The organism is Helicobacter pylori (genome assembly GCF_014497725.1).
In the GTDB taxonomy this organism is placed as follows: Bacteria; Campylobacterota; Campylobacteria; order Campylobacterales; family Helicobacteraceae; genus Helicobacter; species Helicobacter pylori_DE.
Genome location: NZ_JACTGF010000013.1, coordinates 1 through 25,289, shown reverse-complemented (window position 1 = coordinate 25,289; position 25,289 = coordinate 1). Strand labels below are relative to the sequence as shown.

Here is a 25,289-nt window from a genome sequence, read left to right as displayed (position 1 = left end):
CTCATCGCGCTTTTAGGGCCTAGCGGGAGCGGCAAAAGCGCTCTTTCCATTGAATTGGCCCAAGAATTGGACGCTGAAATCTTTTCTTTGGATTCTTTGAGTATTTATAAAGAGATTAATATCGCTTCGGCTAAACCGAGCTTAAAAGAGCGAAAAAATATCAAACATTACGCCCTAGATTGCCTTAACATTGATGAAAAAAATAACGCCCCCCTTTTTAAAACCCTTTTAGAGGACGCCATTAAAGTATCCCAAAAAGAAATTTTACTCATTGTGGGAGGGAGCAGCTTTTACCTCAAATCCATTTTAGAAGGTTTGAGCAGCATGCCAAAAATTAGCGGTGAGGAGGCTGTAAAAATAGAGCGAGGAATCAGCGCCCTAGCTAACCCTTACATGTTTTTAAAATCCATTGACCCTAACATGGCTTTTAAAATCCATCCAAACGACACTTACCGCATCCATAAGGCTTTAGAAATCTTTTATGCCACCCACACGCCCCCAAGCGAGTATTTTAAAACTAACCCTAAAAAACCCTTTGAGCATGCCGTCTCGTTATTCGCTCTTTCTATTGAAAAAAGCACACTCCATAACAACATCAAACAGCGCACCAAAAACATGCTCCATTCAGGCCTTATTGAAGAAATCAAAGCCCTTTATGCCCAATACCCTAAAGACTCGCAGCCTTTTAAAGCCATAGGCGTTAAAGAAAGTATTCTTTTTTTAGAAAAACAACTCACTTTAAAGGAGCTAGAAGAAACGATTATCTCTAACACCATGAAATTAGCCAAGCGCCAAAACACTTTCAATAAAACCCAATTCAATAACCTTTATATGGGTAGCGTTGAAGAAGTTAGGCATGCGATTTTAAAACACTCAAAAAGCGATACAAAAGAGCGATAAATGGATACGCAAAATTTACCCAATCAAATTATCCCTATTTTTATGAGTTTTGATAAGAATTACGCGCTAGGGGCAGGCGTGAGCCTTTATTCGTTACTCTCTTGTGCGAGCAGACACACAAGCGCGATAGACTTTAGCCCCTTAAATCAAAGCAACCAACTTTTAGGCGCTAACATCGTGTATAAAATCCATTGTTTGGTTAAAGAGGTAACTTTAGAGCAGCAAAACAAGCTTTTAAAAACCATTGAGCCTTTTAAAAAATTCGCTTCATTAGAGTTTATAGACATCAATTCGCTCGATCATTCCATAGAAAGCTATCTCAATGAGTCTTGCTCCAAGCGTTATGGTGGACTTCTTGTTTTATGCCGACTCTTGCTCGCTTCGCTCTTCCCTAATTATTCTAAAATCATTTCCATAGATGTGGATACGGTGTTTTTAGGCGATGTTGCAAGCGCTTATTTTGCACTGGATAACGACCCCACTAAATTGCTTGGCATGGTGAGAGACACTTTTTCCCACCTTTCTTTTGAAGCTTTTTGTCATTTTATTGAGCGCACTTGCAAGAATTTTAAGATTGATTTTTCACGCTTTAGCCAAAACGAATTAAAACGCATCCATCAGGGCTTTAACATGGGCTTTTTGGTGGCGAATTTAGATTTGTGGCGCGAAAATGGGTTTGAAAAGATCGCTTTAGAGTTTTTGAAAACTAGGGGGAAAGATCTTTTCTACCCTGAGCAGTGTTTAATCAATATGGTGTTTTGGAAGCGCATTTTAGAATTGCCTATTCATTATAATTGCTATTCTGATTCTTTCAAAGAGCACTACCCTAAAAACATCATCATGCTCCATTTCATCAAATACAAGCCGTGGCACTCTGTGAGTTCTTTAAACGGGCGTTTGATTTGCTATGAAGCTGAAGCGGGTTTTTGGCTCGCCAACCTTTTTTGCACCCCTTTTAAAAACGATTTTTTTAAAGAACGCCTTGAAATGGCTAAAGACCAACAAATGCAATCTTTTAAAACCCACATCCGATCAAAAACGATTAGGGATTATTTTTATTTTAGGATAAAAAATATTTTGAAGTCCTTTTGTAAGACTAAACATTAAGAATACACCTTTAGTAATCTTTTTTATGTCTAATTAAAACTCTAAAATAGGGGCATTTACCATTCACGGACAAATCCTTGCCATCATTTCCTTTCCTAAAACCAATAATCTCAAACTGCTCAGGATTAAACTTGTGTAAAAAAGTTATAGGGACTCCCATAGAACCCCTATAGTCCAAAGGTATATCTGTGGTTCTATTCACATTAATTCCATCAAAATTATCATACAACTCATACTTATTTTCATTGTATTTTTTTGTGAGTGGCAATATCTCATGCCTTTTTTTATAATCCAAATTTGTGAGCCATAAGCAATTATTAGGAGAGATTAAGCGATTACCTAAGCTATCAATTTTAGTTTCTGTGCCATAAAGTTCATAATGTCTTGGAACAATAAAACTTGAAATTCCTCGACCAAGATGCATGCCTAACCATACTTTATTATTTTTAATTAGATTAAAAATATTTTTGTATGTAATTGCATTGATGTTTCCAATAATCAAAAACTTCTTGCTGTGTTCGATCAATTGCGTTACAAACTCTCTAAAAAGCGAAAAAGGTGGATTAGTTACTACAATATCTGCTTCTTTTAGCAATTGAATGCTCTCCTTACTGCGAAAATCGCCATCTCCTTTGAAAAAATTCAACTCATTAATGGTTGTTTGCCAATCCTTTTTCCCTTCATATTCGCAATAAAATCCTTTTGAGTTTTGGTTGCTAGCACTAAATATTTTTGATTCCACATAACAAGCAGAAATCAATTTTTTAAGCCCTAGTTCTTGAAAATGAACAAAAAAGTATTTAAAAAAATTACTTACCCTTGCGTCATCACAATTGCAAAAAACAACCTTATTCTTAAAATGTTGTTTATAGTATTGTAACTCGTTTTCTATATCTACCAATTGTGTATAAAATTCATCGCTTTTTAGTTTCTTAGCTTTTTGCAATATTTGATTAGTCGCTTTTCTTGACATTGTTTTTACCAATAATTTGATTAAAAAGTGAACTACCTAAGACTTTAAGAGAAGTTCTAGCTACTTCAAGCATGATTTCAAACATTTTATTTAAATTCCATTTTTGTCCATCTCCTTGTGTATAAATAGAAATAGCCTGCAACATAATGATTCTATCTCTATATTGAACGAACTTGTTTTGACATAAATTTTGATTGATGGGCATTCCGTAATTAGCTGCCGTTAATTTATCCAATCTATTAAGAACTCCGGAATTATACTCAAGAGTTACTACCCTCCCATCAGGTCTTTTTACTGATATGGTTTGAGTTAAAAAATTAGAACCTTCTAAAAATAAAATGTAAGGGAAATGCAATTCTTTGAGCATAAAATTAGCCATTTCAGCAATATTTTTATACGCTCTTTCTATGGCATTCCCAGCTTGCATTAAATCTTGATTGCTATATTTACCCACTAATATTCCTTTTTGAATATTTTCTATATCTTTTCCTTGATATTTAGCTTCTGTTATTAATATAACTCTCCAATTCCCATCATCATCTTTAACTTCAATGATACCTCCATCAGGTTTTATCTTAGAGCTTTGAATAAACAAGGTCTTTCCAAGTTCATCATCAAGCCCCTGCAATACAGAATTGATTTCTTCTTTAGTTATGCTTGCTCTGTGTCTAAATGACAAGCTCTTAAATTCATCTTCAAGTTTTTGCATAACAAGTTTAGAGATACTGCTCACACCCATATCGTGCAATCTAGCCTCGTCAGTAAAAATATTCGCAACACCTAAAGACTCTTTATGTTATTTACTCAATCTTTGAGATTGATTGTTCTTAACCATTTTCTACCTTAAAATTTTCACTTCTTCTTCTAAATGAATGCCGTATTCTTGTAACACTCTGGTTTTGGCGAGTTCTATCAGATCTAGGGCTTCTTCGAATTCTGCACCCCCCAAATTCACCAAAAAATTCGCATGCTCTTTAGCAAAGCCCACTCTTTTTAGACAATAACCCCTTAAGCCCGCACCCTCTAAAAGCCTGCCCGCATGATCGTTAGGCGGGTTTTTGAAACAGCTCCCAAAATTAGGCAATTTGGGGTGGCTTTTGCGCATGCTTTGACACGCTTTTAAAACTTCTTGTCTAAAGCCATGCGTTTTTTTAAACCTCGCCCTTAAAACAACGCCATTGAATTTGCTGCTGCGATAACTCAACCCCAAAGCTTCACTCCCTAGCCATTCATTATTAATGCAAGCGCTTTCTAAAACATTTTTGATTTCAAATTCTTTCATGCCAGCATTCATTTTAACTAACGCCCCTAAAGTGCCGGGCAATTGCCCTAAAAACTCCAAACCCTCTAAATCATTCGCCCTAAAATAATTAAAAATTTTAGACGCATTGGCCGCCCCCCCTATTTCAATGCATTCACCCTTATCGCAAATATAATCGTAGTTTTTGCCTAAAAGGGCGAGATTTTTTGCGCTAGGAGCGATCAAAAGGTTGTTCGCTAAACCGATAATCTGGTGTTCTTGAGAGATTTCATCATCGTTTTCTAAAACGCTCACTTTTAAAGGCGTGCCGATTTTCACGCTGCTGTAACGGGAAAAATCAATAATGGTTTCTAGCATTTGCTAGCCTATGATTTTAGGAATGAGCTTGATTAAGGTTTTGGTGTAATCTAAAAGCATGTTCGTCATCCACGGCATGGTTAAAATCAGCACCCCAATCACGGCTAAAATCTTAGGCACAAAAGACAAGGTCATTTCATTGATTTGAGTGGTCGCTTGAAAAATACTGACTAATAGCCCCACCACCAAGCCCGCTAGCAATACCGGTAAAGAAATCATCAAAGTGATTTTATAAGTCTCAATGGCGAGTTTCATGAGTTGTGATTCCATAACATTCCTTTTATCTTAAGATTTCTTCTAATTGCTGAAAGCTTTGTTCAAAAGGCTGTAAGGCGTTTTCATCTTGCGCTAAAAACTGCTCCATTAAAGCCTTTTTCTTAATCGCTTCATCAAGCTCTTTATCGTTCCCCATTTGATAAGAGCCGATGCGAATGATCATTTCATTTTCTTTCAATAACGCATACAAACGGCGGAATTTTCTCGCGCAAAGGTTTTGAGACTCGCTGATGATGTCTTTAGCCACCCTTGATGCGGAGTTTAAAATATTAATAGGCGGGTAGATCCCATAATCGGTCAATTCCCTGCTTAAGACAATATGCCCGTCTAAAATACTCCTTGCTTGATCGGCTATGGGATCGCTCAAATCATCGCCCTCTACTAGCACGCTAAAAAAAGCCGTAATGCTCCCCTTATTTTCTTCCTTGCCCGCCCTCTCCATTAATTGAGGCAATAAAGAAAGTGCGGATGGGGGGTAGCCTTTGGAAGTGGGCGGTTCGCCTAAGGCTAATCCGATTTCTCTTTGAGCCATAGCGAAACGAGTCACTGAATCCATGATAAACAACACGTCTAGCCCTTGATTTTTAAAATACTCCGCCACGCTCATCGCGCAAAAGGCCCCGTATTTGCGCATCAAAGGGCTATCATCGCTCGTAGCGACCACCAACACGCAAGAGCTTAAATCCCCTTTCAAGTTTTTCTCTATAAATTCAGGGATTTCTCTGCCCCTTTCCCCAATCAAAGCGATCACTTTAATCGGCGCTAAGCAACCCCTAGTGATCATGCCCATTAGCGTGGATTTACCCACCCCAGAGCCGGCAAAAATGCCCAGTTTTTGCCCCTTACCGCAAGTCAAAAGCCCATCAATGCTCTTCACCCCCACGCTAAAAACCTCATCGATCAAGCCTCTTTTTAAAGGGGCTATAGGCGTTGTAATGACAGGCGCTAATCGTTCATAATCTAGCGCCCCCTTATTGTCAATGACTTGCCCTAAAGGGTTAAGCACCCTCCCTAAAAGATTACGGCCCACAGGGAAATTCAACCCCTCTTTTAAAAACAGCACCTTATCGCCAGCCCTAGCCCCCTCTATAAAGTTAAAGGGCGTGAAACCAAACTGCTCTTTTTCTGCCACCACCACCATCCCCACGCATTCGCTGCCATCGCTTTTTTCAATCTTCACCACATCGCCCACAGACGGGTTAAAACCATCCGCATAAACGATATTGGGCATGATTTTTTTCACGCTCCCATAGCGAGGCGATAGATCAAAATGTTGATTCAAGCGGTTTTTTAAGGATTTTAGGGGCATTTAAAGCTCTTTAGTCCATAAGACTTCAGCGATTTGGCGCTCATCATTGATTCTATTCACATGCACGATCACATCAATCGCGCTCTTAAAATACGCGCGCATCAAATCCTTGTCTAAGGCATGCACATAACGCATGCTCAAATTCAGTGAAAGGGCTTCTAAAGTGTTTTGAGCGCTATTGGCGTGAATAGTTGAGAGCATGCCCTTATGCCCGGTGTTTCCTAAACGCAAAAAGAGCGCCGCATTCCTGGTGTCAATCTCGCCCACAATGAGTCTGTCCGGGTTTAAGCGCATGGCCATATTGAGGGCGTCTTCATAATTAAAGCGTGTATTCTCTTGCTTGCCCACTAAAAGCCCCACGCAATTGCTGAACGCTTTTAAATCCAATTCTTGGCTGTCTTCAACGCTCACCACCCTTTCATCTTTATTGACGCAGTCTAAAAGAGCGTTTAATAAGCTTGTTTTGCCGCTTGAAGTCTCCCCGCTAATGAGGATATTATGCCCTTTGAGCGCTAAATTTTTCAAACTTTTTGGATCGCTTGCTTTGAAAGTGAAATCGTCTAAACTCAAGGGCTTAAGCCTAGGTACACGGATATTGAGCGTGATTTGATTGTTCGTAGTGATACTGAAATGATTCGCGCTCACCCTATAGCGCGTGAAAGGGATAGAGCAATTTAAAGTGGGGTGCTCTTCATCAAAAAACAACCCCCTAAAACTGGCCAATTGCTCGCAAAACCTCAATAAAAACGCCTTATCAAAAAGCGCATGCCCTCTTTTTTCTCGTGTGTTATTGACTTTATAAAGCCAAAGCTCCTGCTCGGTATTGATGATAAGCTCTGTGATCCCGCTTTCTAAAAAAGGGGTAAAATGGCTAATTAGGGCTTGTAAAACTCTATGGGTTTGTAAAGTTTCCAAAAGCCCTATCCTTTTATCATCGCTCTTTTAAAACCTGTTCGCAACGCTTGCAAGGGGTGTTTTCTAGCTCGCTTTTGAAACGCCAACACCTAGGGCATTTATAAAAGGGGGCTTTAAAGAGCGTGAATGCTGGCGTTTCGCTCAATTTTTCTTTTGCAACCCCTACAAAGCTTACCATCAGCAATTCTTCTACTAAATTTTCACGCAACGCTTTTTCTTTTACTTCAATAGCGCACTCCAACGAATTTTTAACCACGCCTTCTTTTTTCAATCGGTCTAACTCTTCATTAAAGGCAGAACGCAAGGCTAAAACGGCTTCAAAATTTTCTGGTTTTTTAAACTCTTTAAGGCGGAGTTTTTCTAAAACGCTAATGCCTTTCAAATCAAACACATCTTTGGCTTGTAAAAACGCGCACAGCACCTGACTATGCTCTAAAACCTCTTCAATCGTGTGCGTTAAAATCGGGGCTAAAAAGTAGCACAATTGACTAGCTACAGCGAGTAAGACCATTTGAATGGCTTGGCGTTTTTCATTATTTTTGCTATCGCAATACAAGCTATCCTTACAAGCGTCTAAATAAATCCCGCTCAATTCATTGGCAACAAACGCCATTAAAATATTCAAGCCCTTCACAAAATCATGCTCTTCAAACGCGCTATTGACTCCAGCGCTTGTTGTTTCTAAAGCCTCTAATATAAAATGATCTAAAGGGCTAAAGTCATGGGAGCGTTCTAAATTCTTGAGATCCATATCGCTAAAATTGGCGAGTAAGAATTTCAAGGTGTTGCGGAATTTTTTATAATGCTGTTCTGTTTGAATGAAGAAGGTTTGAGAGACCCTCAAATCGTTTTGATAGTCATTAAACGCTACCCACAAACGCACCACATCGCTCCCATGCTTTTTGAGTAAGTTGTCCAAAGACACCACATTGCCCTTAGATTTGCTCATTTTCTCGCCCTTTTCATCTACGATAAATCCATGCGTAATGACCTTTTTAAAAGGGGCTTGGTTGTTTAAAACACAACCGATTAAAAGCGAGCTTTGAAACCACCCCCTATGCTGATCGCTCCCTTCTAAAACCACATCGCTAGGGCTTTGCCCTTTTTCTCCATGGTAGTCTTCTAAAACCGCCTTAAAGGTACTACCGCTATCAAACCACACGTCTAAAATGTGCATGACTTTTTCGTAATGCGTGGCGTCCTCTCGATAGCTAGGGGGTAATAAATCTTTCACGCTAGACTCCCACCACACATCACAGCCTTTTTTCTCAAAAAGATTCGCCACATGCTCTAAAACTTCGCTTTCAAAACAAGGCTTACTGGTGCGTTTGTCTATGAAAAAGGCCAATGGCACGCCCCATTTTCTTTGCCGGCTCAAGCACCAATCAGGGCGGTTTTCTATCATGGTTTTTAGGCGGTTTTTCCCGCTGCTTGGCACAAATTCCACCTTTTCAATCGCATTCAAAGCCACTTCTCTTAAGGTTTTTTGAGAGCCATCATTTTGAATGAAAGGCTCATCCATTAAAATAAACCATTGCGTGGTCGCTCTGTAAATCACAGGCTTGTGCGTCCTCCAGCAATGCGGGTAGGAATGCTCAATCTCTTGCTCTAGCAATAAAGAATCGCCCAATTGCTCTATAATGCGTTTTTGAGCCTTAAAAACATGCTCGCCCAGATAACTTTCATCTAATAATTGATTATGGATAATGCCCTCATCATAGCAACCCTTTTCATCTACAGACATTAACACTTCTAAATTATATCTTAAGCCTAAATAATAGTCCTCTTCACCATGCCCGGGTGCGGTATGCACGGCTCCTGTGCCATCTTCTAAACCGACATGCTCTCCTAGAGCGATTAGGGAATCTCTTTGGTTTAAAGGATTGACCGCTTTCAAGTATTCTAAATCATTGGCATTGAATTCATGCGTGATCTTGCTATCCACCACCCCTAAAGCGGCTAATTTTTCATGCAAGGCTTTAGCGACTAAATAGCCTTTTTGGGTGAGCGCATAAAGGGCGTCTTTTTTCAAAGCGATCGCTTCATTCGCATACAAAGTCCAAGGCGTGGTCGTCCAAATCACTAGGCTCGCTTTTTTGACTTTTAATTTTTCTAAACTCTCCTTTTTCAAACCAAACGCCACGAAAATGGAGGGCGATTTTTTCATCTTGTATTCCACTTCAGCTTCCGCTAAAGCGCTCTCGCATGCATAACTCCAATAAATAGGCTTGTGGCGCTCTTTCAAAAGCCCTTTTTTAGCCACTCCCACTAAAGCCCTATAAATGCTCGCTTCAAATTTAAAATCCATGGTTTTATAAGGATCTTCAAAATCCCCCAAAACGCCTAATTGCAAAAATTCATTCTTTTGGATTTCTAAAAATTTTTTCGCATGATCTCGGCACTTTTCTCTAAACAGCGTGGGGTTTTCTAGGCTCGTTTTTTCTTTTTCTAATCGCTCTAAAATTTGCTGCTCAATGGGCAAGCCATGGCAATCCCAACCGGGCGTGTAATAAATTTTATTCCCTTTAAAATATTCCCTTTTAACGACAATGTCTTTTAAAATCTTATTTAAGGCATGCCCTAAATGCAAATGCCCGTTCGCATAAGGCGGCCCGTCATGCAAAGTGAAATCCCCATGGTTATCTTTCCTATTTTGCATGCGTTTGAACGCTTGCTGCTCTTGCCATTTGGCGTAAGTTTTAGGCTCATTGACGCTCAAATTCCCTTTCATAGAAAAGGTGGTTTCGTTTAAGTTTAAGGTGTCTTTGTATTCTTTCACTAATTGATCCTTGGTCTTTTATCTTATGATTCTTTTGTTTTAGGAGCGATATAAAGGTGCGTGTCTTTTCGCGGCACATTTTTTAAAGTGGGGATTTGTAAAATCGTGTATTCTTCTATCCCCTTTAAATAGTGCAAACTAATCGCATCGCCCGCTTTCACTTCTTTACTGGCCTTAGCGCAACTCCCATTGAGCCACACCGCCCCTACATTGCACATATCTGTCGCTAAAACGCGCCGCTTCACTAAACCCACTGATTGTAAAAATTTGTCTATTCGCATGCGTTTATTTTACCCTATTCTTTAAGTTTTTATCCATAACTTATTAGGGTTTTAGTTTTAGCATGTTAGCATTCAGCCACCACTCTTTTTAAGGAATTTGTTTGAAGTTTCAAATTGTGAGTTTGTTATTGGCTTTTTTATTAGCCTCTTGTTTGCCCCCTAAAGGCCATCATTCTGGTTTGGTGAATATGTATATCGCGCATCAAGGCCAAAGCGTGCGCACTTATTGGCGTAAAGTGGATAGAGGAGTTGTCGCCAAACACAATGAAACGCTTAAAGAAAACCCCAAAGCAAAGCTCAAAGACCCTAGGGGGCCTTTATTCATGCTAGGGAGCAATCGTTTCATGCTCTTATGGAAAAACCGCTACGCTTTAGCCAAAGTCCAATCGTTCAAGCTAGAGCCTGGGTTTTATTACTTGGATTCTTTTAGCGTGGAAACTCAAAAAGGTATCTTGCAGAGTGCCCCTGGCTATTCATACACCAAAAATGGCTACGATTTCAAAAACAACCGCCCCTTTTTCCTAGCCTTTGAAGTCAAACCTGACAGCACAATCATTCTTCCTAGCGTGGAATTGAGCTTGATTAAAACCTCTAGAGGCTTTTTAGGGGTGTTTTTATTTGACAACAACGAAAAGGGGGCTAATACTCAATGGATTGAGGGGAGCTTGAATCTAAAGCTTAAAAACGCTTCTTTTAAAGACGCATGGGGGTTGGAACGATAAAACGCAAGGCTTTGTTTTATGGAGCGTTGGTATTAAAATATTAAAAAGTCTTAACAATATTATTGGATAAAAAATTACTTTTTATAGGCATTGGTGAGTATTTTTAACATTAATGAGCGTTTGTAAAAATAAAAATCAAGTGCGTTGCGGTGGTTTGATTGGATTTAATGGGTTTGATTAGAATGGGCTAGGATTGAATGATCGTATTTTAAAGTCAAAGCCAGAGACAACCCTAGTCAAGTTGCCCCTAGCCACACCGATATTACTCGTGATGCCCGTGGCAGCAACCTTCTTCTTGATGATGACTATCGCTAGTGCTGCAACAACCTTCTTCATGATGAGAGCTGTGGTGGTGATGGTGGTGTTCACCGCCATGATAGTGGTGGTGGTGTGTGTGGTGGTGATGGTGGTGGTGCCCGCCGTGTTGTTCTTCATGGTGTGCCATGATGACTCCTTTGATTAAAAATTTAAATTCTAGCTCACTGGCTAGGATTTTATTTTACAGTATAAAATCTAATCAATTGTTAATGGAAGAAATTTTGACGCTAATTTTTAAATTTTTGCTACTTGAAAAAAGAGGGTTAAAGCAAACAACGCTTGGTAGTGAATACTAGATCCATTGCCATTAAAATTTTTGATTTTGAAAGAAAACTAAATTAAAAGAGAAAGTTAAAAAGCCAAAAAGCAGCCCTAAGGCCGCCCCATAAACGCCCCAATCAATATTGTTGGTTTTGTTGTTGTGCTTTTTGTTGTTGTTGTTGTTGCGCGTGTTGCTCTGCTTGTTGTTCGGCGTGTTGTTGCGCGTTATGATGGTGGTGTTCGCCACCATAATAATGGTGGTGGTGCGCATGGTGATGGTGATGGTGGTGGTGTTGGCTGTTAGCCTGTTGTTGTTGCTGTTGTTGCACTTGGTGTTGTTGTTCATGGTGTGCCATGATGACTCCTTTAATTGAAATTTAATTCTAGCTCACTAGCTAGGATTTCATTCTATAATGCAAAATCTAACCAATTATTAACGAAAAAGATTTTAATACTAATTTTTAACACGAGCGCCGATTCAAGCGCTCCTGTTGTCAAAACTACCAACATCTTTGAATGAAAAAAGCTATAATTAAAGAAGTTGCATTAAAAAGGAAAGACAAATCCCCTTTTTAAGGTATAATATGAGGAATTTTAGAAGCGCTTCTTATGGTAGTAGCTAAAAAGTCTTTAGGACAGCATTTTTTAACGGACGAGTCGTTTTTAGACAGGATTGTTGGTGCTTTGCCCCCTTTAAACCCGTTAAGATTGATTGAAATCGGCGTGGGGCTAGGGGATTTGACTCTCAAGTTGTTGGATCGCTATCCTTTAAAGACTTATGAGATAGATAGCCATTTGTGCGAGAAAATGCGAGCGAGGTTAAGGGCAGAAAAAAAGCCTTTTCAATTGGAATTGGTAGAAAAAGACGCTCTTTTTTTAAAAGAAGAAGAGCCTTATTTTTTGATTTCTAATTTGCCTTATTATATCGCTACCAGGCTTGTTTTAAACGCGCTCAAAGACCCTAAATGCAGGGGTTTATTGGTGATGACGCAAAAGGAAGTGGCGCTCAAATTTTGTGCTAAAGATTCACAGAACGCTTTGAGCGTTTTGGCTCACACAATAGGGAATACTACCCTTTTGTTTGATGTGCCGCCTAGCGCGTTTAGTCCGCCTCCAAAGGTGTTTTCTAGCGTGTTTGAAGTGATCAAAGAGCCGCTGAAAGAAAAGGCGTTGGCTTCATTAGCCCAAGCGCCATTTTTTGAAGAAGCCCTACAAAAAGGGTTTGAAACATTAGAAGATTTTTTGAAAGCTTGTTTCTCATCTCCTAGGAAGACGCTTTCAAACAATCTTAAAAAAAGCGTTTCTTATAAAGAAAAGCTTGATAAGGTGTTAGATTTTTTAGCGTTAGAAAACCAACCAACAAGCGTGAGAGCGTCTGAGGTAAAAGATTATCTCAAGCTCTTAAAATCCGTTTTAAAAGGCTAGCACGCCTTTTTAAAAATTGAAAGATAAAAATTGAAATAAAGGAATAATCGTTATGACTAATAACAACCAAAATAATGAAAACCATGAAAACAGCAGTGAAAACTCAAAAGATCACCATGAGGCGCGAGCCGGAGCGTTTGAGCGATTCACCAACCGCAAAAAGCGTTTCAGAGAAAACGCGCAAAAAAACGCAGAGTCTTCAAACCATGAAACGCCCTCGCACCATAAAAAAGAGCATCGCCCCAACAAAAAACCAAACAACCACCACAAACAAAAACATGCCAAAACACGAAATTACGCCAAAGAAGAGTTGGATAACAACAAAGTAGAGGGCGTTACGGAAATTTTGCATGTGAATGAGAGAGGGACTTTAGGCTTTCATAAGGAGTTAAAAAAGGGCGTTGAAGCGAATAACAAGATCCAAGTGGAGCATTTAAACCCGCATTATAAGATGAATTTAAACTCTAAAGCGAGCGTTAAAATCACGCCTTTAGGGGGCTTGGGCGAGATTGGGGGGAACATGATGGTCATTGAAACCCCAAAAAGCGCGATCGTGATTGATGCGGGCATGAGCTTCCCTAAAGAAGGGCTTTTTGGCGTGGATATTTTAATCCCGGATTTTTCCTACTTGCACCAAATCAAGGACAAAATCGCTGGCATTATCATCACCCATGCCCATGAAGATCACATAGGGGCCACGCCTTATTTGTTTAAAGAGCTGCAATTCCCCCTTTATGGCACGCCCTTGAGTTTGGGGTTGATCGGGAGCAAGTTTGACGAGCATGGTTTGAAAAAATACCGCTCGTATTTTAAAATCGTAGAAAAGCGTTGCCCCATTAGCGTGGGCGAATTTATCATTGAATGGATCCACATCACGCATTCTATCATTGACAGCAGCGCTTTGGCGATCCAAACTAAAGCGGGAACGATCATCCACACCGGCGATTTTAAAATCGATCACACTCCAGTGGATAATTTGCCCACGGATTTGTATCGTTTAGCGCACTATGGCGAAAAGGGCGTGATGCTTCTTTTAAGCGATTCCACTAACTCCCATAAATCCGGGACCACGCCGAGTGAAAGCACCATAGCGCCGGCTTTTGACACGCTTTTTAAAGAAGCGCAAGGGAGGGTGATTATGAGCACCTTCTCTAGCAATATCCACCGAGTCTATCAAGCCATCCAATACGGCATTAAATACAACCGCAAGATCGCTGTGATCGGGCGCTCTATGGAAAAAAACCTAGACATCGCCAGAGAATTAGGCTATATCCATTTGCCTTATCAATCTTTTATTGAGGCCAATGAAGTCGCTAAATACCCGGATAATGAAGTCTTAATCGTAACGACCGGCTCACAAGGCGAAACCATGAGTGCGCTTTATCGCATGGCGACTGATGAGCACCGCCACATTTCTATCAAATCCAACGATTTAGTCATCATCTCCGCTAAAGCCATTCCTGGCAATGAAGCGAGCGTTTCAGCGGTGTTGAATTTCTTGATCAAAAAAGAAGCCAAAGTGGCTTATCAAGAATTTGACAATATCCATGTGAGCGGGCATGCCGCCCAAGAAGAGCAAAAGCTCATGTTAAGACTCATTAAGCCTAAGTTTTTCTTGCCCGTGCATGGGGAATATAACCATGTCGCGCGCCACAAGCAAACCGCTATTTCTTGCGGGGTGCCTGAAAAAAATATCTATTTAATGGAAGATGGCGATCAGGTGGAAGTCGGCCCTGCGTTCATCAAAAAAATCGGCACGATTAAAAGCGGGAAAAGCTATGTGGATAACCAAAGCAATTTGAGTATTGACACAAGTATTGTGCAACAAAGAGAAGAAGTCGCTAGCTTGGGGGTGTTTGTGGCTACGATTTTTGTGAATAAAAACAAGCAAGCGCTTTTAGAAAGCTCTCAGTTTTCCAGTTTAGGGCTTGTGGGTTTCAAAGATGAAAAGCCTTTGATGAAAGAAATTCAAGGGGGCTTAGAGGTGTTATTAAAATCCAGCAACGCCGAAATTTTGAATAACCCTAAAAAATTAGAAGATCACACTCGTAATTTCATCAGAAAAGCGCTCTTTAAAAAGTTTAGAAAATACCCGGCTATCATTTGTCATGTCCATGCTACCTGACTACAACGCTATCGCCGCGCAAGTCTTAAAAGATGAAGCGAGCGCGCTTTTAGAAAGCGTTAAGCAATTCCAAGAACCTAACGATTTAGAAGCGATTGTCAAGCTCATTTTAAAAAGCCAAGAAAAAGGGGGTAAGCTTGTGATAGTGGGCGTGGGCAAGAGCGCTTTAGTGGCGCAAAAAATCACGGCTTCTATGCTAAGCACCGGTAACAGGAGCGCGTTTTTACACCCTACAGAAGCCATGCATGGGGATTTGGGCATGGTTGAAAAAAACGATGTGGTTTTAATGATTAGCTATGGGGGCGAATCTTTAGAACTATTGAATCTAGTGAGCCATTTAAAACGCTTGAGCCATAAAATCATCACTTTCACTAAAAGCCCTAATAGCTCGCTCTCTAAACTTGGCGATTATTATTTGAGCTTGAAAATTAAAAAAGAAGCTTGCCCGATTAACACTGCTCCAACGACTTCTACTACCCTAACTCTAGCCTTAGGCGATGTTTTAATGGCATGCTTGATGCGAGCGAAAAATTTTAGCCAAGAAGATTTTGCTTCCTTTCATCCGGGCGGGCTTTTAGGCAAAAAGCTTTTTGTCAAGGTTAAAGACTTGTTGCAAACCACGAACCTCCCCCTAATCGCTCCTAATACAAGTTTTAAAGACGCACTCATAGAAATGAGTGAAAAACGCCTAGGCAGTGCGATTTTAGTCAATGAGGCTAACGAGCTTGTGGGGGTGTTGAGCGATGGCGATGTCCGTAGGGCGTTATTAAAAGGGGTTAGCTTGGAGAGCGAAGTGAGGCATTTTGCCACTTTAAAACCTAAAAGCTTTAAGAATTTAGACGCCCTTCTTTTAGAGGCGTTAGAATTTTTAGAACGCCATAAGATTCAGCTTTTGGTGTGCGTAGATGATTGCAATAAGGTTTTAGGGGTCTTGCACTTGCACCAACTTTTAGAATTAGGGCTTAAAGCATGAAAGCGAGCATTTATGATTTCACTCTAAAGGAATTGGGCCAGCTTTTAAAACCAAGCTTTAGGGCTAAACAGCTTTATTTGTGGCTCTATGCGAAGTATAAAACAAGCTTTAAAGACATGCAAAATAATTTTTCAAAAGATTTTATCGCTTATTTGGAGCGAGAATTTACTTTGCGCACGATAGAAATCACGCATGTGAGGGAGAGCGTTGATGGCTCTAAAAAATACCTTTTTAAATCTTTAAGAGACAACCACACTTTTGAAGCGGTGTTTTTGAAAATGAAAGATAAAAAGATTGATGAAGAGACAAACGCTATTTTAGAGGGGGAAAAATACACCGTGTGCGTGTCTTGTCAAATCGGCTGTCAAGTGGGTTGCTCGTTTTGTTTCACTCAAAAAGGCGGTTTTGTAAGGAACTTAAAAGCGAGCGAAATTATCCAGCAAGCCCTACTCATTAAAGAAGACAACAACCTCCCCATTGAAAAAGCACTCAACATTGTTTTTATGGGAATGGGCGAACCTTTGAACAATTTAGATGAGGTGTGTAAAGCGGTTGAGATTTTCAATACCGGCATGCAAATTTCGCCTAAAAGAATCACCATTTCCACGAGTGGCGTGGCCGATAAAATCCCTATTTTAGCGGGCAAAAATTTAGGCGTGCAATTAGCCATATCCTTACACGCCGTAGATGACAAAACGCGCTCATCTTTAATGCCCTTGAATAAAAAATACAACATTGAATGCGTTTTGAATGAAGTGAGGAAATGGCCTTTAGAGCAGCGCAAAAGAGTGATGTTTGAATACCTTTTGATCAAAGATTTAAACGATGGCCTGGATTGCGCTAAAAAACTTTTAAAACTTTTAAACGGCATTAAATCCAAAGTGAATTTGATCTTATTCAACCCGCATGAAGGCTCTAAGTTTGAACGCCCTAGCTTAGAGAGCGCTAGAATGTTTGCGGATTTTTTAAACTCCAAAGGCTTATTATGCACCATTAGAGAATCCAAAGCCTTGGATATTGAAGCGGCTTGCGGGCAATTGAGGGAGAAAAAGCTCCAGCAGAAAATTTAAAAAACACTCCCTTAAAAACCCGTATTCATAGACTTTAGGCCATTTGCCATGCGTGTTTGGCACCATTCAAGGGGTGTTTTTAAGGGGGTTTGTTGTAGGATTTCATCACGCCCCATAGTTGCATTATGGGGCAAATCACGGTTAAAAGGGTTTATCATGAAAAGAAAGCATGATAAAAACTCTTGGTTAGTATTATACATTAAAATCTCTTTTAAGGGGTTTAAAGTGGTCTTTTCTATAGAAAAGTAATGTATTAGCCAAAGTTCCCCTGAGTTTAAAAGCTTAGGGGTTTCCTTTAAAAAGCGGGTTTGCCCTTGACTTTTGGGGCGTTTCATTTTTCTATATTTTCATTCAATTTTTTAATCTTATTTTAGCGTTTGTAAAATGAGAAGTTTTAAGGGGGTTTGTTGTAGGATTTTATCACGCCCCATAAGTTCGCATTATGGGGCAAACTACCTTGAAAGGATTTATCATGCGAGTCAAACATGATAAAAACTCTTGGCTAGTATTATACATTAAAATCTCTTTTAAGGGGTTTAAAGTGGTCTTTTCCATAGAAAAGTAATGTGTTAGCCAAAGTTCCCCTGAGTTTAAAAGCTTAGGGGTTTCCTTTAAAAAGCGGGTTTGCCTTTAACTTTTGGGGCGTTTTATTTTATTGTAAAACGCATTTTCTTAAGAGAGTAGCAATAATTCTCCTCCCTACAAAACTAAATCCCCTTATAGAGTGCTTTTAAAAAATACCGCTTGCTTTAGCTCTTTGATTATTTGTCTTAAAAACTACTCCCTTAAAAACCCGTATTCATAGACTTTAGGCTGTATTTCTTTGGCGAGATCCTTTAGGGCGTCTTGCAAGTTAGCGTAAAGCTGTTTGTAATATTCATCTTTAGCTTTAGCGGGTGAATTTAATCTGCCTTGTGCGTTACGGCCTTGAAAAAATTCCTTGATGTCATAAAGGCTTGCGTTAGCGTTATAGGGGGTGTGGGTGAAATCTCGTGTGTGGTAATAGCGATAGATCTCTTTGCCAGCGTCAAACACCTTTGAAGCACTCGGGCTGAATTCTAGGGGCTTGTTTTCTTTTTTGTCGTTTAAAAAAAGGCTATCGCTTCCCTCTTTTATCCCACCTTTTAAAAAGTCTAATAAAGCGTGACTAGAATATCTTTCTTTGGCATTGACTTCATCTTCGTTAAAGGGGATAAAATGGTTAGTCCCTTGAGTGGTAGTGATGCGGTTTTGGGTGTGAAAAAGCATGAAAATCAAACAATTGTTTTTAAATTCGCTGTCGTCTTGGAACGCATCGTCATAGGGGGCGTAGAATTGATCCCTATCGTTTTGCCATGTGGCTTTGATACAATGGCGGACAGAGAAATAAATCGCACATTCTAATATGTTAGAAGTTGTAATTTGTGTATACATGTGTTTTTTAATATCATTATCATTTAGATATTGATTATAAAAAATATTTGCATTACTCTGAAAATCTGAGCCAACTAAACGCATACAACCTAAAACTTCATTTTTCTTATCATAAAATGGGCGTAAAAAATGGATAATAGGTTTAAGATTTTCATCATCTGCAAAAAAGTGTTTATACCCCAAAAATCCGCCAAAGGAGTCAAACACTTCTAAACTAAAGCGTTGCTTGGTTTTAAGGGGGGGGGGTAGCGGTATCCCACACCAAAAAGCCAATAGGGAATTGCCCTTTCACATTATCAAAGCTGTCCGCTGGCACCATAAACCCTTTTAAAAACTTCGCCTTAAAAACTTCTCTGAATTTTTTAAAATTGCTGGAGTTAAGGTATTTGAGCGTTGAAAAACTCGCCATGATAGAGCCATTCAACTCCTTGTAAATGCGCATGAAAAATTGGGCGAAAAGTTCGTTAGCCCCAGACCCTAAAAGATCTTTATAAGTTTCATAAACCTTATTGTTTCTTGCGACTTTGGCTTTGTGTTTGCCTGTGCCGCTAGGCGTTTTAGCCGAAGTCGCTTCCGCATACGGTGGGTTGATGTAAATGATGAGCTTTTTTCGTTTCTCTTTGTCGTTTAAGATTTCTTGCAAGCTTTTTGGCAACTTATCGCTGAAAAAATCATCGTTTAAAAAATCAAATTGGAAAACATGGTTTTCTAGCAGCTTTAGGTGGTTTTTACTAGCTAGATCTTTAACGATCGCTACATCATTGCTATCCAAAGTGGACAGATACAAATTCGCCTTATTCAATAAGCCCCTGAGCAAATTCCCAGTCCCTCCAGCGCAATCCCAAATGATATAATCGTCTTGATAATCTTGCCCCAAAGCTTTAGCTAAATATTCTTGGCTTTTTTCTACCCAGATTTTAGGGGTAAAATACGCCCCTTTCCTTTCCCTCACATCGCTTGGCACTAACAAGTCGCGCCGCTCTAAAATAGAGGCTTGAAATTCTCTTTTAGGCGGTCGTTCATAAACGCTCCAAAATTCTTGATGGGCTTGTTGGCTGTCTGTGAAACCAACTTCCATAAAATCCATTTTGCCTAATTCATTCACACCCCTATTCAATTTATAATGGCTCGATCTTAAAATCGTGTGCAATTTCTCAATAATGGTTTTATCGCCATCGCTAAGCAAATCCGCTAAATAATAGTCTGCGTCTAAAATGTCTTTAGTTTTAGCCACCTCCCAATTTATGTCAATGGTGGGTTTGACAATTTCAAGCCACTTTTGATAGATCGTAAAGAAATTGTTTTTGTCAATTTGGATTTTGTTGAGTAGATGGCTAGAGTTTAAATTATTTTCAATAAATTCTTTGCATTCTTGGCTTTGGGTTTTAAAGTCAAAAACCGATTTATGGGGTTTACACATGGCTTTAAACGCGTCTAAAGCGTGTTTAAAACCCTCTGTGTTGTGGTTGCTTGGGGTGATAGAAAAATCTATATCGCTTTTATAAAAAAAGCTTGTGATCGTGTCATTAAAGGCGATAAATTCCATTTTAAAAGCGTTAAAAGCGCACAAATAGGGTGGCGTGTGGTGGGTATAGAGCTTGTGCTTGCCTATGGTTAAAAGCAGTTGCGTGAAGGCTTTGTCCAAATCGTCAAAATCGCCCCTTTTAGCTTCACCCCATAAAATGGGTAAGGTGGCATTAGTGTGCTGATAGCTTAGCATGAAATCTATCTTATCCCCACTATAAAGGAATTTTTTATCCTTAAAAAACTCGGCTTTGATTTGGTTTTTTAAGGGTTCTTCATTGAGGTTGCTGAAATCTAAAGGCATTCAAAACACCACCGTTTTGTTTTCATGCACAAAGACTCTGTCTTCTAAAACGAGTTTTAAAGCCCTAGCCAAAACCAGTTTTTCTATATCCTTACCCGCTAGGCGCATTTTTTCCACGCTGTAATTGTGGTTAATGGGCAGAGTGTCTTGTATGATAATTGGCCCTGCATCAAGGCTTTCATTCACAAAATGCGCCGTGGCCCCGATGACTTTTACGCCCCTTTCAAACGCTTGCTGGTAAGGGTTAGCCCCAATGAATGCGGGCAAGAAACTATGATGGATATTTAGAATCTGGTTTTCATAGCGCTTCGTAAAATCATGGCTTAAAATGCGCATGTATTTGGCTAAAACGAGCAGATCCGCACTGACTTTGTGTTTTAATTCCAGGTCTTTGATGATCGCTAAAACTTCTTTTTCATGCAAAATTTGATCAATACAAGGCGCGTAAAAATAAGGGATGTCAAATTTTTCCACTAAAGGGCGTAAAATCTCGTGATTAGAAATAACGCCTAAAATTTGAGCGTTCAATTCCCCCCCATACACCCTTAAAAGCAAATCCCCCAAGCAATGGCTCTCTTTAGTAGCGAGTAAAATGATGTTTTTTTTATGCGTTAAAATGACTTCAATCAATAGTTCGTTAAAGTTTTCTAAGGCTTTAAAAAGAGCGGTTTTTAAGGATCGCTCTTCTTGTTCTTTAACTTCAGTATTCAAGGGCTTCATTTCTTTTTGGATTTTTAGCCGCATGAAAAAGTGCTGCTTTAAGGGATCAACAAATTCATCGTTTTTGACGATGTTATAGCCCTTGTTAGCGATCGTGGTGCTAATGGCACTCACCAAGCCTTTAGAGTCTCTAGCTTGAATTTTTAAAATAAATTCTAACATCTTTATCTCATTAATAATTGGTAGCCAAAGGCTTGCGTGATGATATTACTCGCTGATTGTGTGGCTTTTTCAATGAAGCGCTCCATAGGGCTTTTTTCTAGCCAATAAGCTTTTTTAACCTTACTCAATTCCATTAAACGATCTTGTGCTTGCTTAATCGTGCTGATTTTATCAATGAGTTTTAATTTTAGAGCGTTTTGAGCGCTAAAGACCTTCCCTTCAGCAAAATCCTTATAATCCTTAGCGTTTAATTTCCTGGCTTTTGCGACATCATCCACAAACATTTGGTATTGCTCATTGACTAAATTTTGCAAAAATTCTTTTTCGTTGGGTTTCCATGCTCTGGTGAAAGTGCCTATTTCTTTATATTCGCCCGCATGCACGCCTTGAGTGGCTACGCCGACTTTATTGAGCAAATTTTCCACATTCGCGCTAGAAAAAATCACCCCAATGGATCCTATCAAACTCGCTTTAGAGGCATAAACTTCGCTCGCTTGCATGCCCGCATAATAACTCCCGCTCGCCATAACCCCCCTAGCATACGCTAAAACGGGCATTTTTTGCTTCAAATCAGCGATTTTTTCGCTCAATTCCACGCTCGCTGACACCGCCCCACCAGGAGAGTCAATCAACAATAAAACGCCCTTAATGCTAGGGGTTTTTAGGATTTTATCCACTTCTTTGTCAAAATCCTCGGTGCTAAAAATCGCCCCATTTAAATAGAGTTTAGCGAGATTGGGCGGGGCGCTTGGCGCGCTTTCTTTAGTGCTGAAAAAGACTAATACAATGAGTAACAGCACAAACGACTTGAAATACTTCGTGATAAAATCTAAAGGCATAATCACTAAAGCCTTAAAGATTTTTTGAATGAAACTCCACATGCAACTTTTCCTAAACTTAATATTTGACCATAAGAGTGTATTATACTTCAAATGTTTTAAGGATTAAATCATGGCGTGTAAATTTTGCCCTAAGATCAGAAAAACAGATTGGATTTTTATTTTAATCGCCGCTTTAGGCTTTTATTCAGTTAATAAGCTAGGGTATGCACCCCAATTCAATACCCCCACTTCAAAGCTTTCACGCCCTCTTCCACACCCTATTGAAAAGCCTAACAATATGACCGAAGAAGAAAGGAAAAAACGCTTCATAAAGTTGCAAAAAGCATGCTTACTCCATAAAGACAAAAAAGCATGCGAAGAGGTTTTTTAGATTGTTTTTGTTGTTTTTGCGCTTTTAGGGTCATGCTACTTGTAAGTTTTAACGCCCTTTTTGTTTGCAAAAAGGCTTTTTTAGCGGTGATTTTTAGCTATTCTAACACCCCCCGACACCCCAAAATTCAAGCACTCTTAAGCTAAGTCTAAGTCTAAGTCTAAGTCTAAGTCTACTATAATCAAAGGATTTTAAAGGGAACTTAAATAAAAGGCAAAAATATTTGAAAACTTATATCATTGATGCAGATAATATAGATGGGGATTTATTTTTCTATAATCTTACTAGAAACAGCAATGATTTTTCCATGTTGCCCATTTTTGAACTCGATCGCATTGCCCAAAAAATTAGAAATATTCTTAAAAAACATGGCAGTAGAAAAGACATTATTTTAAATCATAGAGAGTTACAGGAAGCCTTTTTTAGCCCGTTCAAACCGCAGCTAAAAAACGCTCAAGTGTTCCTATCGCATTCGCATGCGGATAAAAATAAGGCTTTAAAGGTTAAAGGCTATTTGGAAGAAGACCTAGATGCAGAATGCGTATTTATAGACTCGCTTTTTTGGGATTATAAAGACGATGTCTTAAACAAATTGGCAGAATACGATAATATAAGTAGGATTGAAGACGCTTTCACGCTCATTCTCAGAGAGTCTTTAGAATATATGATCAAAAAATGCCCTTACTTCGTGTTTTTACAAAGCAAGAACAGCGTTCCTAATCAAGGGCTATCACGCCATCAAGATCTATTAAAAATCACTTATTCCGCATGGATTTATGAAGAATTAAAGATCGCTAACACTTTTATAACTGGCACTACTCTAAAAGAATCACACATTAAAGCCATGTGCGTTTCTTACGATGTCACAAACTTATTAAGGAGGTTTAAACCTATCTCTCTTGATAGTTTTTGCAAGAAAATCGCTCCTAATCTTATAACAAAGGATGCAAAATGAAAACTTACCAAAAATTATTGGGTGCAAGCTGTTTGGCGTTGTATTTAGCGGGCTGTGGGAATGGTGAATCGCCGGTTGAAATGGTTGATTATGGAAGCCAACTGCAAATAAACTCTAAGGTAGATAGCGTTACTCTTGAAAATCTCAATCTTAATCGTGGGAATTGTGAATATTCCACCTTACAAGTCCTTGTAAGTTTAGAAAGGCTCATACAAGAAAAAGAGAAATCCGAAAACGCCAAACAAAGCCTTGAGAAATACTCAAACGAAACCCAACAAGCAATTGCCCTTAAGCAACAATCCCTAAAAGAATTTGAAGACAAAATGAAAGAATTGGACACCATTGAAAAATTCTATGGTTGGAATTTCAACACAGAGAATAAACTTAAAACCCTGGATGAAAATTCTAAACAATACATACAATTACAACAACAAAGAACTTTTATTTTTGACCATCTCAAAAAATCACTTTCAAGTGAAGCGTCTTATTATATTAATAATGATACACTCAAGTTCTTTTATTACCTTCAAAAAGATATTAAAAATATATTTACTGCAAATATGAGCGGAATTAAAAAGGATATTGTAAGAAAAGAGGGACAATGCTTGGAAGGATCACAAGGGATTGATAAGTATACATACCTTGGTTGGTGTTCTTATTATCTTGATATCAATGATGGTGATTCTGTAGACTTGAATGAAAGGATAAAGTTAGAGCTAGAAATCTTAAAAGGCTATGCTGACTCCATCAATAACCAAGAAATTTCCAAAATAGCATCAGATCTTATTGCAAGCTATGGCAAAATAGATAGATTCAAATTTAATCCATCCTTTATAAGATCTGTAAATGAAAAATTACCCACTATAACCAACTTTATTTTTAAAGAAATTGTGAGCAGTGCTCCAGAAAAACTTAAGGTAATAACAGATAAGGAGTTACAACCTTTGACAGAAAACTTGCAAAAATACCAAGCTAGTTTAAGTGAGACAACAAATAAGATCCAATGGATAGAACAAAAAGTCAAAGAATTGCAAGATAAACATATCCCTATGCAACAAGAATTGAAATTTGGGAATTCTGTAGTAATCTCTTATAGATGCTCAAAACTTTTGGAAGCCGAACTCCAAACCAACAAAGGCACTTACAAATTTAATTTTGAGAAAAAATAAGCCTTAAACATGGAAAATACCCCAAAAGACAGAGCAAAAATCCTTATAGAAGAGCTTAAAATCTTGCAAGGCATTATCAACAGAATGGCACAAAATTCTTTGGAGTGCAAAAAATGGACTCTCGCGCTCGCTGTGGGTGTCTTATCCCTCAAAGTAGAGGCGATCTCTCATCTTTATGGGTTATGCGTTTTAGGGGTGTTGTTGGCATGCTTTTATCTTTTAGACGCTTATTATCTCATGCAAGAAAAATTATTCAGGGAGCAATACCAATGGCTCATAGAAAACAGACTTAAAACCGATGAAAGGTTATTTGAAGTCTTTCCTGCTCATCAAACTTGCCGGTGCGCGCAATTCTTATGCTCCATGTTTTCGTTTAGCCTTTTCCCTTATTGGGTGTTAGGTCTTTGCTTGGTGGGCTATGGTTTTTGTTTTTGATTCTGTTTCAATGGAGTGTTGGCTATAAAATAACTTAACTTCAATCAAACGATAACTTTTGAAGCGTTTTAGGATTTAGGGTATCGCAAAATAACCCCTACTCCCTTATGATTTTCACTATAAAATAAAACTTTAGACAAAAAGCAAGATCTAAGAAACAAGAAAAAACCAAAAACAAGTATTAAAATCAATCAAACCAAAATCAAAAATCAAATGAAAAATCAAGAAGTAAAAAAGAAAGAATAAGCTCAATCTTTCAAAACTAAGCAAAAGAAGTTCTTTTGTCAGGTAATACTCTTGGCTTTTAACAAGCGAATGTTAAAAGCTTTTCTCTAGAAAGGAG

General features: G+C 38.9%; 23 protein-coding genes and 3 pseudogenes. 11 read left to right on the top strand and 15 right to left on the bottom strand.

The features are described 5' to 3' along the window. Positions 1–3 precede the first annotated feature (3 nt). Both miaA and H7N69_RS07465 read left to right on the top strand, forming a co-directional pair. Entirely contained in the window at positions 4–900 is an 897-nt protein-coding gene (miaA, locus tag H7N69_RS07470; protein ID WP_187885309.1) for a tRNA (adenosine(37)-N6)-dimethylallyltransferase MiaA, read from the top strand. Next, positions 901–2,007, top strand: a complete 1,107-nt coding sequence (locus H7N69_RS07465; protein ID WP_187885300.1) for a glycosyltransferase family 8 protein — start codon at positions 901–903, stop codon at positions 2,005–2,007. It abuts the gene before it with no gap. A gap of 10 nt (positions 2,008–2,017) precedes the next feature. On the opposite strand, the gene H7N69_RS07460 is transcribed toward H7N69_RS07465, so the two are convergent. From H7N69_RS07460 to H7N69_RS07425, 8 genes and pseudogenes are all read right to left on the bottom strand, one after another. Next, positions 2,018–2,980: an adenine-specific methyltransferase EcoRI family protein gene (locus tag H7N69_RS07460; RefSeq protein ID WP_187885298.1), complete on the bottom strand. Its 963-nt coding sequence runs from the start codon at positions 2,978–2,980 to the stop codon at positions 2,018–2,020. Continuing rightward, positions 2,961–3,815, bottom strand: a pseudogene (locus H7N69_RS07455) (EcoRI family type II restriction endonuclease). Before H7N69_RS07455 ends, H7N69_RS07460 begins: the two are co-directional and overlap by 20 nt. A gap of 3 nt (positions 3,816–3,818) precedes the next feature. Continuing rightward, a complete protein-coding gene (locus H7N69_RS07450; protein WP_187885296.1) occupies positions 3,819–4,598 on the bottom strand; it encodes a UDP-N-acetylmuramate dehydrogenase in 780 nt (259 codons plus the stop codon). A 3-nt stretch (positions 4,599–4,601) separates the two neighbouring features. Beyond that, positions 4,602–4,868: a flagellar biosynthesis protein FliQ gene (fliQ, locus tag H7N69_RS07445; protein WP_000445741.1), complete on the bottom strand. Its 267-nt coding sequence runs from the start codon at positions 4,866–4,868 to the stop codon at positions 4,602–4,604. Positions 4,869–4,878: 10 nt separating this feature from the next. Then, positions 4,879–6,183, bottom strand: coding sequence for a flagellar protein export ATPase FliI (gene fliI / locus H7N69_RS07440; RefSeq protein WP_120853326.1), 1,305 nt, complete (start codon positions 6,181–6,183; stop codon positions 4,879–4,881). Continuing rightward, a complete protein-coding gene (locus tag H7N69_RS07435; protein ID WP_187885294.1) occupies positions 6,184–7,098 on the bottom strand; it encodes a CpaF/VirB11 family protein in 915 nt (304 codons plus the stop codon). Between the two features lie 16 nt (positions 7,099–7,114). Next, complete coding sequence (ileS, locus tag H7N69_RS07430) at positions 7,115–9,877, bottom strand: isoleucine--tRNA ligase (RefSeq protein ID WP_187885292.1); 2,763 nt, start codon at positions 9,875–9,877, stop codon at positions 7,115–7,117. A 23-nt stretch (positions 9,878–9,900) separates the two neighbouring features. Further along, on the bottom strand, positions 9,901–10,158 hold the full coding sequence (locus H7N69_RS07425) for an RNA-binding S4 domain-containing protein (RefSeq protein WP_001217152.1): 258 nt from the start codon (positions 10,156–10,158) through the stop codon (positions 9,901–9,903). Positions 10,159–10,259: 101 nt separating this feature from the next. Between H7N69_RS07425 and H7N69_RS07420 the strand changes: the two genes are divergently transcribed. After that, positions 10,260–10,880 (top strand): hypothetical protein, encoded by a 621-nt coding sequence (locus H7N69_RS07420; RefSeq protein WP_039090423.1) that lies wholly within the window; start codon positions 10,260–10,262, stop codon positions 10,878–10,880. A gap of 177 nt (positions 10,881–11,057) precedes the next feature. On the opposite strand, the gene H7N69_RS07975 is transcribed toward H7N69_RS07420, so the two are convergent. The 3 genes and pseudogenes from H7N69_RS07975 to hpnL all read right to left on the bottom strand — a co-directional run bounded on the left by H7N69_RS07975 (position 11,058) and on the right by hpnL (position 11,815). Next, the gene (locus H7N69_RS07975) at positions 11,058–11,255 is read right to left on the bottom strand and encodes a hypothetical protein (protein WP_223823940.1); all 198 of its coding nucleotides are present in this window, start codon (positions 11,253–11,255) and stop codon (positions 11,058–11,060) included. Continuing rightward, a pseudogene (locus H7N69_RS08190) lies at positions 11,206–11,325 on the bottom strand (hypothetical protein); the annotation flags it as partial. The gene H7N69_RS07975 and the pseudogene H7N69_RS08190, both read right to left, overlap by 50 nt. A 271-nt stretch (positions 11,326–11,596) precedes the next feature. After that, complete coding sequence (gene hpnL / locus H7N69_RS07410; protein WP_187885290.1) at positions 11,597–11,815, bottom strand: nickel-binding protein HpnL; 219 nt, start codon at positions 11,813–11,815, stop codon at positions 11,597–11,599. A gap of 253 nt (positions 11,816–12,068) precedes the next feature. On the opposite strand from hpnL, the gene rsmA reads away from it, so the two are divergent. Genes rsmA through rlmN form a run of 4 tightly spaced genes read left to right on the top strand, consistent with a single transcriptional unit; the run spans position 12,069 to position 17,052 of the window. Continuing rightward, positions 12,069–12,884 (top strand): 16S rRNA (adenine(1518)-N(6)/adenine(1519)-N(6))-dimethyltransferase RsmA, encoded by an 816-nt coding sequence (rsmA, locus tag H7N69_RS07405; protein WP_000259392.1) that lies wholly within the window; start codon positions 12,069–12,071, stop codon positions 12,882–12,884. Between the two features lie 52 nt (positions 12,885–12,936). Further along, the gene (locus H7N69_RS07400) at positions 12,937–15,009 is read left to right on the top strand and encodes a ribonuclease J (RefSeq protein ID WP_187885288.1); all 2,073 of its coding nucleotides are present in this window, start codon (positions 12,937–12,939) and stop codon (positions 15,007–15,009) included. Next, positions 14,993–15,982 carry a KpsF/GutQ family sugar-phosphate isomerase gene (locus H7N69_RS07395; RefSeq protein ID WP_187885286.1) on the top strand — a complete coding sequence of 330 codons (990 nt, stop codon included), beginning with the start codon at positions 14,993–14,995 and terminating at the stop codon, positions 15,980–15,982. Before H7N69_RS07400 ends, H7N69_RS07395 begins: the two co-directional genes overlap by 17 nt. Beyond that, positions 15,979–17,052: a dual-specificity RNA methyltransferase RlmN gene (gene rlmN / locus H7N69_RS07390; RefSeq protein ID WP_187885284.1), complete on the top strand. Its 1,074-nt coding sequence runs from the start codon at positions 15,979–15,981 to the stop codon at positions 17,050–17,052. The genes H7N69_RS07395 and rlmN overlap by 4 nt, the downstream gene beginning before the upstream one ends. An 11-nt stretch (positions 17,053–17,063) precedes the next feature. On the opposite strand, the gene H7N69_RS08130 is transcribed toward rlmN, so the two are convergent. From H7N69_RS08130 to sppA, 4 genes and pseudogenes are all read right to left on the bottom strand, one after another. After that, positions 17,064–17,387, bottom strand: a complete 324-nt coding sequence (locus H7N69_RS08130) for a hypothetical protein (protein ID WP_000828399.1) — start codon at positions 17,385–17,387, stop codon at positions 17,064–17,066. Between the two features lie 442 nt (positions 17,388–17,829). After that, positions 17,830–20,293: pseudogene (locus H7N69_RS08185) on the bottom strand (hypothetical protein). Continuing rightward, complete coding sequence (gene purU / locus H7N69_RS07370) at positions 20,294–21,175, bottom strand: formyltetrahydrofolate deformylase (protein ID WP_187885278.1); 882 nt, start codon at positions 21,173–21,175, stop codon at positions 20,294–20,296. 2 nt (positions 21,176–21,177) lie between these two features. Next, positions 21,178–22,056, bottom strand: a complete 879-nt coding sequence (gene sppA / locus H7N69_RS07365; RefSeq protein ID WP_187885276.1) for a signal peptide peptidase SppA — start codon at positions 22,054–22,056, stop codon at positions 21,178–21,180. 70 nt (positions 22,057–22,126) lie between these two features. On the opposite strand from sppA, the gene H7N69_RS07360 reads away from it, so the two are divergent. The 4 genes from H7N69_RS07360 to H7N69_RS07345 all read left to right on the top strand — a co-directional run bounded on the left by H7N69_RS07360 (position 22,127) and on the right by H7N69_RS07345 (position 24,946). Continuing rightward, positions 22,127–22,387: a hypothetical protein gene (locus tag H7N69_RS07360; protein ID WP_187885274.1), complete on the top strand. Its 261-nt coding sequence runs from the start codon at positions 22,127–22,129 to the stop codon at positions 22,385–22,387. 223 nt (positions 22,388–22,610) lie between these two features. Continuing rightward, positions 22,611–23,342 carry a TIR domain protein gene (locus H7N69_RS07355; protein WP_187885272.1) on the top strand — a complete coding sequence of 244 codons (732 nt, stop codon included), beginning with the start codon at positions 22,611–22,613 and terminating at the stop codon, positions 23,340–23,342. After that, a complete protein-coding gene (locus H7N69_RS07350; RefSeq protein ID WP_187885270.1) occupies positions 23,339–24,511 on the top strand; it encodes a hypothetical protein in 1,173 nt (390 codons plus the stop codon). Before H7N69_RS07355 ends, H7N69_RS07350 begins: the two co-directional genes overlap by 4 nt. Before the next feature lie 9 nt (positions 24,512–24,520). Continuing rightward, the gene (locus H7N69_RS07345; RefSeq protein ID WP_015643665.1) at positions 24,521–24,946 is read left to right on the top strand and encodes a hypothetical protein; all 426 of its coding nucleotides are present in this window, start codon (positions 24,521–24,523) and stop codon (positions 24,944–24,946) included. Positions 24,947–25,289 lie beyond the last annotated feature (343 nt).